Here is a 12,863-nt window from a genome sequence, read left to right as displayed (position 1 = left end):
TTATATACTTTTATTTAAAAAAATAATATTAGCAAATGAATTATTTCCTTGCTAATATTATTTGTTGTTTTGAACTATTAAATGACCTTTTTCTTTCTTAATAAAGTCATTATTATCTAATTTGTAAGTTGCAGTTCTATTTTGTGATTGCACAAAATCAACAATAGAACGAATTTTTCCAGATGTTAGATTGATATGATCATAATTTGCATTAATAAACTTATAGATAAGTTCATCTTTTAAAGTTAATTTAACAAATAAATCTTGAGAATAAAAACTTTTTTCTCACTTTTTATATTGATAATCAACTTTAATTTGTCTTACTTTTAATTTGCTGTTTTTAATTCTAAAATATCAAACTCAAGCGCTTTTTAATAAGATATGATTACGATATGTCATTCTAATTTTATTTCTTGTATATTCCTGCTTTAAGTTTGAGGAATCAATGTGAAATGGGATGCGTTCATAAATACATTTATGAGCAATATAATCTTTTCAATACTTGTTAACATATGGACGATAAACATTCATTCCATAGATATTGTTGTATTTTTTAATTCCAAAGAAGTCTTTTTTTCGATTTGATTCACGTGTCATCATGGCACTTTCAAAAAAATCATCTTTATTATGCGCAATTAGTAAATAATTGCAGTCTTGAGAGGTATAAATTTGCTTAAAAAATTCATATCTTTTTTCACGTGCTCAATCTTCAAAATTCCCACCAGTATAGTCTTCTTTATTTAATTCCGAAATAAAGAGTGGAATTTTGTTTTTGGCACAATATTTTTTAACAATGTCAGTTTCAATACTGCTATCATCACGTTGATGATAATTAACATGTGCCACTACAACATTGTACTTTTTAAATCGATCCAGTAAAAACATACTGTCAGAACCACCACTTACTGCTATTAGGTATTTATTATTTGAATCTTTTAAAAATTTATTTTTTAGCATTGTACTTGTTCATTACTGTGTAAATATCATTAAAAGCAAATGATATTGCAGCATTAGCAGCGTTATCAAGTATTGGTTCTAACACTTCCATTTGTTCAGGTGTAAATTTACCTAGCACAAAGTCTCTTAAAGCTGATTGGTGAGGAGTTGTAATCCCTATTTTTAAACGCTTAAAGTCTTGGGACCCGAGTTCATTAATAATACTAATAACTCCGTTATGTGAACCACCGGATCCACCTACTTTTATAGTACTTTTGCCTAGAGGGTAGTCTTTTTCATCATGAATAACCATTACATCATCAGGAGAAATTTTAAAGAAATTACAAATTCCTGCAACAAATGATCCAGAATCATTCATATAAGTTAATGGTTTTGCAATAATTAAATCATCAACTTTTGCATAAATTCCATTAAATTTATTTTTATTAAGCTCAACTTGTAATTTCTTACAAATTTTGTCAATTGTTAAAAATCCTGCGTTGTGACGAGTAAATTTATATTGATCACCAGGGTTTCCTAATCCAACTATTAATTTCATTTAGTCTCCTTTTACAAAGTAAGCAAAGTGAGTTAAAATAGGCTTTTCATACACATTGCTTCTTAAAATAACTTCACCATAATTGGTTTGATTATTTGTCACAATAATTAGGTTTTTCATAGCACGAGAAGTAGCTGTATAAAGTAATTTCTTACTTAGCATACGTTTGTGACTTGGGTGAACTAAAAAGATGATAACATCAAGCTCACTACCTTGGAACTTGTGAATTGTGGTCCCATAAGCAAGGCTTATTTGTTCATTAAACTCACCTTTTGAATACTTAATTGTAGTTTTTCAATTATTTGCACGTTTAAAGGTTACAAATATGTGAGAAACTTCTTTTTTCTTGTTTTTTCCAACTGTATATTCAACACTATCAATATATCCAATGTCTCCATTACAGATATCTTCATCTAGTCTGTTTTCAAGTTGAATAACTTTGTCCCCAACTCTAAAGTTAACACTTCGACCATTTCTTTTATATGATAAAAATGTTTCATTATCAGGATTAATTTGTTCTTGAATTAATCTATTGATTTCAAACAGTCCAAAATCACCTTTATAGGTAGGACATAGGAGTATAACATTTTCAAGTCCGTGTTTTTCTACTTGTTGTTTATAAATTTGAACTATCTTATCAGTAACCAATTCATCTTCTGCTTGATATAAGTCAACTTCATGTTTTTTAAATTCAGGAATTCCATTATTTTTAATTTCAGTAAAGTGTTTTCAAATTGAAACTGAATCACTTCTGAAGAATTCATCCAGGAAAGTTACTGAAAACTTATTAGATCTAATAATTTCTCTAAGTAAATCTCCAGGCCCAATCGGAGGCAATTGATCTACATCTCCAATTAAAATAATTTTTTCAAGTGCAGGACAAGCATTTAATAACTTATCAAATAGGTTGATATCAACCATTGAAAACTCATCAATTACTATTACTTTCATTTCTTTCAATGTTTCTAAATGATCAACTGAAATTTCTTCTGAAGTATTAGCAATTCTTAAGAAACTATGAATAGTTCTGACTCTGCTATTAATTTTTGATGTAATGTTAGTTGCAGCCCTACCAGTAGGAGCTAAAATCGCATAATCTACATCTAAAGTTAGCTCACTTTTTTCTAAAGTATCAAAGATATGTTTGATAATAAAAGTTTTTCCCGTTCCAGGTCCACCTGAAATAATTGATACATTAAAATTAATAAAGTTATAGTATCCTTGTTTTTGGTTTTGTGATAGTTGACTTAATTCATAGTCACTTTTAGCTTTTAATTCAATTTTATTTGGCATTGAAGCAAGAAATTTAAGTTTTGCAGCAATGAATTTTTCTTTATCAACTGTTTGCTTACGAGATAAATATACATTATGGTTTTGGTCAAATGATTTAACTAACTTATCATGTGCAGCTAAATATTCAATATATTCGTAAATACGAGTTATATCGTAATCAAATATAAATCTTAATTGTTCAACAATATATTCGTATGGAATTAATGTTGAGTTATCATTTTCAAGTTGTTCCATAATATCATCTAAATAGGCCTCAAAACGATTAATAGAACCTAAATCTCAACCTATTTCGATTGCAAACTCATCAATAACCGGAAGTGAAGGATAAACTTTGTTTAAATACAATAAATAAGGGTTTTGGTTCTTATAATAATCCACAAAGTCCATTTCTTCGTTTTTATGGTGTTTTTTTAGTGCTTCTAACAGATCGGACATGTTTCTTGAATAAAAGAATTGAATATTATTGTGTTCTTCATCAGAAACACCCATTAAAGCTTTAATTCTTGGCTCATTATCGTTGTAATATTTCACTAATGAATTTAATTGCTTACTACTCATTACTGAAAGTAACTTTTCTTCGTTAGTTTCTAAATCAGCAACCATTTTAAATAAGTTGCCTCCAAAAGCATCAACCATCTTTTTAGCTGACATTTTTCCAACATTTGGAACATTTTTTGAAATTAAATCTTCTCAATTAATTTCTCTTTCTTCCATAATTGGTACATATGCTTTTAAAATAAATGAATTTTTATTTTTAGGACTTTCACTAACTGTAATTTCATACTCAGTAAATAGATCAGGAACATTACCTCTGCAATAAACAGGATAGTTCATATTTGAACTATCCGATCTGAATAATAAAAACGCTCAATTTTGGTCTTTTGAGCCACTTAAAATCTTTGCAAATTTTCCTCTAAATACTGATTCTGCCATAATTATTTAAATTATAATGTTTTTATTTTTTTATATTACTAAAAAATATTTTAATACCTAGGTAACTCGCTATAGTTATCCACAAGTTTATCCACTTTTTAATCTGTGGATAAGTCTTTTTTATTCACAAGTAAATAATATTATTTTTCAGTAATTGTGGAAAATTACTTTTATTCCTATTTTATAGGTATGCAGCTTGTGGATAAGGTTGTGGATAAAGTTACTTTTATTCTATTAAATATATATTTATTAACATACTATCTAAAAACTTATAAAATTTAAGCATGAATATATTAGAAAAAAACGACGAAATCGATAATGACACAGTTAAACTGAATGTTTATAACGATGTTTTTGTTGAGTATATGAAAAACGAAGTTCAAGATAATATGCTCTTTAGAACATTTTTTAAAAACTTAAAAATTATGTCATTTGAAAATAATGAGGTTATAATATTTTTCCCAAAAGTTTATCCAGATCTGCATAACTTTAAAAAATATTATAATGACACATTTGTTAAGGCTGTTAATGAGGTGTTTGGAGAAGGGGTTTCTTTTAAGATTGTTGACAAAGAACATTTGGAAGCTGCTAAAACTGCTGAAAAAGCAATCAAGAAAGCTGATAACTTAATTAAGAAACCTAACCAAACAAATCCACAATATACTTTTGATAATTATGTTGAAAGCAAATTCAATCGTGAAGCTTTAAATATATGTAAAACTATTGCTGATGGGGAATACACATTTAATGTCTTGTTTATTTCTGGTAATTCTGGTTTAGGTAAAACACACTTACTCAAAGCATTGGAAAATAGCTTTATTGAACAAGGTAAAAAGGTATTTCTAGTTAACCCTAATACCTTTACTAATTCATTAACAAGCTTACTAAAAGAAAACGATCAAAAGAAGTTACTTTCAATCCACAAAAATTTAGTTTACAACTACGACCTAGTACTTTTTGATGATTTTCAACTCTTTGGAGAAGGGAATAAAAAATCTACAAAGGATTTTATTTTCCAGATTTTAGATGGTCGGATGGAACGCAATAAGATTACTGTTTTTTGCAGCGATAAAGACATTAATCAAATTTCTTCAATGTTTGATAATCGTTTAATCACTCGTTTTCAATCAGGATTTATTACTAAGATTAAACAACCTGATATTGATGATTTATCAAAATTACTTGACTTTTTCTTAGATGATATTGATCTAAGTAATGACTTAATTTCAGAAGAAGCCAAAGACTTTATTATCCGCAATCACACAGCTTCAATTAGAACACTACTTGGTGCTGTTAAACGGATCTCACATTACAAACAAGATATATTAAATACACCACAAGAGTATGTTTATAAAACAATTACTAATATTTTTGAAGATGTTATTCAACAACAAGAAAATATTACACCAGATATTATTATTAAAGCTGTTTCCAAATATTATAAAATACCAGCCAAAGATATTTTATCTAACTCAAGAAAAGCTGAAATAGTAGTAGCTCGTCATATTGCTATGTACATGATCTCAATTCAGTTAGATTATTCTTCAACTGAACTTGGAAAAGTATTTAAAAAGGATCATTCAACAGTTTTAAATGCTTTACGTAAGTTTAAAGAGTCAGATGATGAGTCTTTAAAGCGTACAATACAAGAACTTAAAAATCAGATTTATAAAATTAATTAACAAGATATCCACAAGATACAATTTAGCCAAAAATAAGCAAAAAGTTCATATTTAACAATTATTAAGACTAAAATGAAACATTTTGAAGTTATCCACATATCCACAAGATATATTATTTATATAAAGGAGGTTTTATGAAATTCACAATTTCTAAACCTAAAATTGACCAACTAGTAGAATTCTTATCTACATATATTGATAGCAATGATACATTTATTCCATTTAGATGTATTTACATGAGTATTGATTCAGAAAATTTAACTTTAATTGGAGCTTCTTCTACACTAGCTGCTAGAAAAGTAATTCCAGTAGATAATAGAGAAATAACAGTTGAAAGATCAGGTAAGTTTTATTTATCAGCTAACTTATTAAGAAACATTATTAAAAAGTTTGATAAAGAAATTACATTTGATGCTAATGAAAATCTAATTAATATTTATGAAGAATCTACTTTATTTACTTTAACAGCCTTAAATGCAGGAGTATATCCAAGAATTGATTTTGAAGATACAGATAATAAAGTATCTATTAATTCTCATTTATTTGAAAAAGTTATTTCTGATGTTTCTACATCTACTAGTGCCTCAAATGACAGATTAAATTCATTAATATATAAATGTATTAATATTTCTGCTAATAACTCAGCACAATTAAGATTCTTAGCTACAGATTCATATAGATTATCAACCGAAATCATTCAAGTTGATAAACCAGTTACGATTGATTTAACAATTGATGCAAGAAACCTTAAAAAACTTATTACAAAAGATGCACCAGAAAAAGTTGACTTCTTCTTTAATAAAGATAGAATCGGAATCGCTTATGAAAACACAGTAATTTGAACTTCAGTTAATAAAGGACAATATATTGATGTCTCATCACTATTCCAAGTAAAATACACTAGAAACTTTAAAATTGAGCGTGAAGAACTATTAAGAACCCTAAACAAAGCTTTATTCTATCAAACAGAAAAAGATAAGAAAATGGAATTTTACTTCGAAAATCATGACCTTAAGATTATTTATGAAGTCCCTGAAATAGGAACTGCAAATGCTGTTTCTAACGCTTTAGAAATAGTTGAAGGCAAAGGTGCTCAAATTGATTTCAATTATACTTATGTAAAAGATGCTGTTTCTGCTTTAGATTCAGGAATGTTAAATATCTTTATTTCTCAAAATGAAGATAAAATCCTATTTATTTCAGAAAATGATCCTAACCACATTCAATTAATCACACCTATGAGAAAGTTCTATAACAAATAATGACAATCAAAATCACAGGTGATAGTATTAAACTATCTCAATTCCTTAAGAAAATAGATGAAATTGATACAGGTGGAGCAGCAAAAGAATTCATTAAATATAATGAAATCAAAATTAATGGTCAAGTACCAAAAGGAAGAAGTTCAAAAATTAAAATAGGTGATATAGTTTGAATTAATGATTCGCTTTACACTATTGCTTCAGCAGATACAGATGACAAATAAGCCTACGCCATTGGCTTATTTTTATATAAAAAAAGAAAGATACAGCCTTAACTGTACCTTTTGAATTAGCCATTTAGTTATTTGTTAGTGTTTGCAGTTGAAGCTTTAGGTGTAAATACTCACCCTTCTTTTTCAAGTAATTGATTAATCTTATTAAAGTCAAATTTGCTTGAACCAACAGCTTGTTTTACTCAGCTACCGTATGAAGTGTTTCCTGGGATTAAAATGTAGCTTGCAGCAAAATCTTCATTTACCCATGCTTTTTTAGCAGCATCATAGTAAACAGATTTAACATCTAAACTATCATTTCCAAATAATTTACCGTAGTTTAATTCTTTATTTTTAAGAGCAGCAACAACTTCTTTGTTTGTGATGTTAGGTGTTTTACTAAAGTTATCATTAAAGTCAGAAATATCATCACCAACACGCATAACAACTTTAAATTGTGCCTGCACATTATCAATTGTTAATTTGTGTGTGTTGATTCAGTGCATTCTTTCTTCTTTAGAAACTCTTACATTTCTGTGACCTTGGTCAAATGTTTTAGCATCAACCTTGTCCATTCCTTGCATTCACCAGATTCAATCAGGCATTAATTTAGCGTCCAATCCTAATTTAACTAAGTTATCTAATGATGGTTGGATTTGAGGACCTTGATCTCTGTTAGAGTTAAACATAACAACTCCACCTTTATCTCAAACATGTTTAATGAAGTCGATAGCTCCAGCAACTTCTGTAGAAATAGCTTGTGATACGAAGTCTCCTCATAGTGCTGGTGAGAAGAATGTGTTATGTGTTACTAAGTAATTTTGGAAAGCAAAGTTATTTAAAACTGTTTCATCTAGGTCCATAAATACAACGGGAATAAATTTACCTTCTTCTGTAGCTGTAACAGTTACTTTTTCACCTGTTTTATTTACTTTATCTAATGCAACATTAGGTTGTGTAACCATTTTGTCAAATAATCTTGTTGCTTCAGCATAAACTTCACGTCCCATTGCTTCTTTTTCAGCTGAAATACTGTTTCATGCGTTTGAAGATGCGAGTGAAACAGTGTTGTAGCGATCGATAGCAGCTTGTAATTGACCTTCAACAGCAGCTTTATCAGCTTTGACTTTTTCAATTTCTTTTGTTAATTCTTCAACTTTTTTTGATTCTGTATCATTACATGAAACAACTGTAGCAACTGGTGCGATTGCAATACCTGCAGTAGCTAGTGACATGAATGATTTTGTAATTCTATTCATTTTTTTCTCCTTGTAAATAAATCATTACGATTAAATACTATCACTTCTATAGGCCTGTATAACAAAATAAAAAAATGTGGAAATTTTTTGTTCCACATTTTTAAAAATCAGTAAAAAATAAAGAAAGTAGTGTAACTAGTACACTACTTAATAACTTCTATACCCATATAAGGTACTAATACTTTTGGAACTGTGATGCTTCCATCAGCATTTTGATAAATTTCTAAGATTGCAGCAATAACTCTATCTACAGCAAGACCTGAACCATTCATTGTGTGAGCATATTGAGTTTTACCTTCAGCATCTCTATATCTAATCATAGCTCTACGAGCTTGGAAATCACCCATGTAACTTACAGAAGAAGTTTCTCTGTATCTTTCTTCTGAAGGTAATCATAATTCAAGATCAATTGTTTTACGTGATGAGAATCCTAAATCACCTGTACATAATAATAATTCACGGTAAGGAATTTCAAGTTTTTCTAAAACATCTTTAGCATCTTCAAGCATTGCTTCGAATTCTTTAATAGCATCTTGCTCATTTGTAACTTTAACTAATTCAATTTTCTTGAATTCATGTTGTCTTAAGATTCCACGAGTGTCTTTACCTGATGAGCCAGCTTCTGATCTAAAGCATTCTGTGTATCCTGTAGCTCTAAAAGGTGTGCTTAAGTCAACAATTTCATCATTATAAATGTTTGTTAATGTAACTTCAGCTGTAGGAATTAAATATTCATCAGCACCATCAATTTTATATAGGTCTTCTTTAAATTTAGGTAATTGACCTGTCCCATATAACATTTTCTCTTTAACAATTACAGGTGTGTTGAATTCATTATATCCTTTTGATGTATGTAAATTAAGCATAAAGTTAATTAATGCTCTAACAAGTCTTGAACCAGCGTTTTTATAAACAACTGAACGAGAACCTGATAATTTAACAGCACGTTCAAAATCAATAATGTCTAAGTTTTTAGCAATTTCATAGTGAGGTAATACACCTTTAACTAATCCACGTCCTAAATTTGGATGTTCGGCTAAAACAACATTATCGTTTTCATCTGCACCTACTGGTACTTCAGGTAAAGTTTCGTTAGGAATTTGTAAAATTAATTCTTCAATTCTGCTATTTAAAGCATCAGCATCAGCTGTAAGTTGTGCTTCTTGCACCTTGATTTGAGCAATTTGTTCTTTTAATTGAGCAAGAGCTGCGGGTTGATTTTTGAGTTTTCCAAATTCTTTTGATAATTTTGCAAGTTCAGATTTTTTCATTTGAGCTTGATTCATCATTTGTCCACGTTGTTTAGCTAGTGAAACAAATTCATCATAAATTTTTACATCAAAACCTCTATTTTCTAGGTTTTTTCTGACTTTTTCTTCATTGTTTAAAACATATTTTAAATTTAACATTTAAACCTCTTATTCTAATGTGGATATTATACAACAATTTAAGCAGAAAATAGACCTTGCAAAAATACCTTTTGCGTTTTATTTGGATTTAAATGATTGAGATTGTTAAAAGCACATCATTTTTTATTTTAATATCTAGGCCAAAGGGCTAAAAAATTTTTTAATATATTATCTTTCTCAAATTTCAAAAATTGAAATATAAAAAAGAAAGATGAAATAAATTAAATTTTTAATTCTTTTTACCAGTTATATATAATGATATATAAGAAGATAAAGAATGCTATTTAAGAATTATATAAATAGGTTAAATATTTTTTGATGTAGTAAGGGGCTAAAGTTTTGTGTTTTAAAATATTTTTTATTCAGCCAAATAAGTAAGAAATTTTTGTTTCTAGAAATAAGTTATAAAAGGGTTAAAAAATGGCTAAAATACTAGCCTTTTTTGTGTGCATTAAAAATAGGCTTTTTGTGTATAATATAAACACGCTTATATAATTATTGAAAAATCATCACAATAGGAGGAGAAAATATGAGTAAAAGAACTTACCAACCAAACAAGCGTAAACATGCTAAAGTACATGGTTTCAGAGCTAGAATGGAAACAGCTAACGGAAGAAAAGTATTAGCTAGAAGAAGAGCTAAAGGTAGAAAAAGATTAACAGTTTCTGATAAATAATTTCTAAAATGAAAAAACAATATCGACTTAGAAAAAACTGAGAATTTAACAATGTATTAAACTCAGGCAAGAAAAATTGTCTGGCGAATAAATATCTAATTGTTTATTCAATAAAAAGCAAGGCTTTTAGAGCTGGAATAACAGTTCCAAAAAAGTTTGCTAATGCAGTTGGTCGTAATTTATACAAGAGACAATTAAGAGCAATAGTGCATGAATTAGGTTTATATGACTTAAATTATGATTTTGTGCTAATTGTTCGCAAAGATTTTATTGAAGCAGATTATGCAACCAAAAAGGAAGCAATAGCTAAAATCTTTGAGAAATTTAGGAAAAATGAAAAAAGCAAACAATAATTTTCAATATTTTACCAATAGTAATGATCCTAAAGAAAAAAGAAAAGAAGGATGAAAGAAATTTTTAAAATGATTTAAGATCGTCTTCTATGTCTTTGTCTTTGGATTAACAATTACAGGGTGTGTTCAAGCGTTTGCATTAAAAAATTCATATAACGTAGGGAACGGGATTGAGTTTTATAGAAATCCAAACGACATCGCCCCTAGAGTTAATACTTTAAAAGAAAAAGAAGAAAAAATTGATTATGTATCTAATGAAAAAAGTGACAATAAGCAAGAATTAAATTACACTTATAACTTACTTACAAATGATACAGAAGCCAACTTCTTCTTACGTGATTCTAAAGTCTTAGAAGCACTAAGAAAACAAACTGAAGCAAATGGTGGGACATATGCTGATCCAGGAAAATATTTAGTTGCTTTCCAATTGCCAAATGCTAAATCTTTAACAGATTTAAACTTAGATACAGCTAAAAATAGTATCTTTGGAACAAAAGTAAATGGAAATGAAACTCCAAAATATTTATTTAGATCACAAACTTCTCCACAATACCAATATGTTTCAAATGCAAAAACAAGCGATATTTACGTATTTGCCTACAAATACGAAACAGAAGGTGATAAAAAAGGACAAGTTTTAGGAAACATGGACCAACTTTTCCTTGTACAAGCAAATCAAACTATGCAAGTTACAGATAAAGATGGTAAAGTTTCATCAGTAATAGTTCCTATCAAGGATTCAAATGGAAATATCTTAATTTCTAATATTTCAGGTGTTCAAAAAGTTAATACACCAGACAATATTGTAGTTAATGATAAAAAAACAAACCTTGCTGAAGCTCAATATAATGCAAACAGAATGTTTGCAAGAGATATCCTTCAAGTATTTTATGAATACTCATTTGGTGAAGGCTCAAAATTCGCTCAAGAATTAGGAAGCACACCATCACAATTTATTAAAAATCTTGTAGATGGATTATCTGAAGAACAAAAGAAAGGTCAAGAAAATGGTGGAGATGGAAGAACTCCATTATTCGCTATTACCCCAAAACAATATAGTTTATTACTTCAATATCAAAAAACTATGACTGAATACTTAGGTCAATTGCAATTCTTCAACAGAAGCTCTGAAAATGCATCAAATTGATTTAATGAATATCAAAAATCAGCCAAAGTTAATAAATTCGATTACAACAATAATATTCTATATTCACAAAATGGTGCTGTAGTACCATTTGCTGGTGACTATGCTATTCAACCTATTACCACTTGAGGTGAAGCTTGAGAATATGGTCCATTCTACGGATTATTAGTTTATCCACTTTCTGTCTTAATCCAATCATTACGTCAAGCAATGCCTGGATGAGATGGATGAGCTTCAATTATCGCTATTTTAATTGCTATTATACTAACACGTTTAATTGGTCTAGCTATTACATTTAGGGCTACTGTTATGCAACAAGTAATGGAAGAACTAAAATACAAAAAAGCTGCCATCGAAGCCAAATACAAAGGCTTAGAGCAAAACAAAGCTATGAAGATGAAAAAACAACAAGAACTTTCAGCTTTATATAATAAGTATAATATTAACCCTGCCGATCAGTTCGGAACTATGATACTTTCAATGCCAATTTTCTTCGCTATGTGAAGGGTTATTCAAAGTATTCCAGAAATTAAGGAAACCACATGACTTGGTGTTAACTTCGCTTCTATCTCATACAAGAGACTATTTGATGGACAATTAGCCTACTTATGAGTGCTAGCTGCTGTTATTATCTTCCAAATTCTTTCTATGTTGATTCCAAGAATCTTAAACAAGAAGAAATTTAAGAGAAGAACAACAATTGCTGAAGCTGAAGCCTTGAAGAAATCAGAAAGAACTCAACGTATTATGATGATTGTATTCACTGTAATTACTGTTATGTTCTCAGCTGGTGTGCAAGTATATTGAATTTTCGGTTCTATCTGAACAATCTTACAAACGATTGCAATTCACTACTTAACCCAATCAAGATGATTCAAGCAAAAGTACATGCCTAAAACCTTAAAGAAATAATTTAAAGATCTAGCCTTGGCTAGATTTTTTTATCTTGCCTATTGGTTTAAAGGTTATTTAATACCATAAAATAACTAATGATAATTAAGATATAAGTTATGTTATAATAGAACCACTCTTGACTAGAGAAAAAATAAAAATATATTTTGAAATTTTAAATTTTGATATATACTTTTATCAAGTGATTATAGCAGAGGGGATCACCTGATACCATTCCGAACTCAGTAGTTAAG

At 28.8% G+C, this 12,863-nt stretch carries 11 protein-coding genes; 6 read left to right on the top strand and 5 right to left on the bottom strand.

What is annotated here, in order from left to right:
* Positions 1–57: 57 nt before the first annotated feature.
* The 3 genes from tilS to ACNQ13_RS03115 are packed head-to-tail and all read right to left on the bottom strand — an operon-like array spanning position 58 to position 3,721.
* Positions 58–957: a tRNA lysidine(34) synthetase TilS gene (gene tilS / locus ACNQ13_RS03125; protein WP_418035643.1), complete on the bottom strand. Its 900-nt coding sequence runs from the start codon at positions 955–957 to the stop codon at positions 58–60.
* Positions 944–1,495: an aminoacyl-tRNA hydrolase gene (gene pth, locus ACNQ13_RS03120; RefSeq protein ID WP_416741694.1), complete on the bottom strand. Its 552-nt coding sequence runs from the start codon at positions 1,493–1,495 to the stop codon at positions 944–946. Before pth ends, tilS begins: the two co-directional genes overlap by 14 nt.
* A complete protein-coding gene (locus ACNQ13_RS03115; RefSeq protein WP_418018905.1) occupies positions 1,496–3,721 on the bottom strand; it encodes an ATP-dependent DNA helicase in 2,226 nt (741 codons plus the stop codon). It abuts the gene before it with no gap.
* Positions 3,722–4,005: 284 nt separating this feature from the next.
* Between ACNQ13_RS03115 and ACNQ13_RS03110 the strand changes: the two genes are divergently transcribed.
* From ACNQ13_RS03110 to ACNQ13_RS03100, 3 genes are all read left to right on the top strand, one after another.
* Positions 4,006–5,403 (top strand): DnaA ATPase domain-containing protein, encoded by a 1,398-nt coding sequence (locus tag ACNQ13_RS03110; protein ID WP_418035642.1) that lies wholly within the window; start codon positions 4,006–4,008, stop codon positions 5,401–5,403.
* A gap of 134 nt (positions 5,404–5,537) precedes the next feature.
* Positions 5,538–6,665, top strand: coding sequence for a DNA polymerase III subunit beta (locus tag ACNQ13_RS03105; RefSeq protein ID WP_416741697.1), 1,128 nt, complete (start codon positions 5,538–5,540; stop codon positions 6,663–6,665).
* Positions 6,665–6,889, top strand: coding sequence for an RNA-binding S4 domain-containing protein (locus ACNQ13_RS03100; protein WP_418018903.1), 225 nt, complete (start codon positions 6,665–6,667; stop codon positions 6,887–6,889). Before ACNQ13_RS03105 ends, ACNQ13_RS03100 begins: the two co-directional genes overlap by 1 nt.
* A 77-nt stretch (positions 6,890–6,966) precedes the next feature.
* On the opposite strand, the gene ACNQ13_RS03095 is transcribed toward ACNQ13_RS03100, so the two are convergent.
* Both ACNQ13_RS03095 and serS read right to left on the bottom strand, forming a co-directional pair.
* The gene (locus ACNQ13_RS03095; RefSeq protein WP_418035641.1) at positions 6,967–8,136 is read right to left on the bottom strand and encodes an HAD family acid phosphatase; all 1,170 of its coding nucleotides are present in this window, start codon (positions 8,134–8,136) and stop codon (positions 6,967–6,969) included.
* Between the two features lie 143 nt (positions 8,137–8,279).
* On the bottom strand, positions 8,280–9,545 hold the full coding sequence (gene serS, locus ACNQ13_RS03090; RefSeq protein ID WP_418035640.1) for a serine--tRNA ligase: 1,266 nt from the start codon (positions 9,543–9,545) through the stop codon (positions 8,280–8,282).
* Positions 9,546–10,074: 529 nt separating this feature from the next.
* On the opposite strand from serS, the gene rpmH reads away from it, so the two are divergent.
* From rpmH to yidC, 3 genes are read left to right on the top strand one after another with little or no spacing between them, the layout of a single operon-like run.
* Positions 10,075–10,221: a 50S ribosomal protein L34 gene (gene rpmH, locus ACNQ13_RS03085; protein ID WP_416738532.1), complete on the top strand. Its 147-nt coding sequence runs from the start codon at positions 10,075–10,077 to the stop codon at positions 10,219–10,221.
* 8 nt (positions 10,222–10,229) lie between these two features.
* The gene (gene rnpA / locus ACNQ13_RS03080; RefSeq protein WP_416741701.1) at positions 10,230–10,574 is read left to right on the top strand and encodes a ribonuclease P protein component; all 345 of its coding nucleotides are present in this window, start codon (positions 10,230–10,232) and stop codon (positions 10,572–10,574) included.
* Entirely contained in the window at positions 10,555–12,630 is a 2,076-nt protein-coding gene (yidC, locus tag ACNQ13_RS03075) for a membrane protein insertase YidC (RefSeq protein ID WP_418035639.1), read from the top strand. The genes rnpA and yidC overlap by 20 nt, the downstream gene beginning before the upstream one ends.
* Positions 12,631–12,863: the final 233 nt, after the last annotated feature.

The sequence above is a fragment of the Mycoplasma milvi genome (genome assembly GCF_048284715.1).
GTDB lineage: Bacteria > Bacillota_I > Bacilli_A > Mycoplasmatales > Metamycoplasmataceae > Mycoplasmopsis.
Note: the sequence above shows the minus strand (reverse complement) of the source record. Positions and strands in the feature narration are given on the sequence as shown.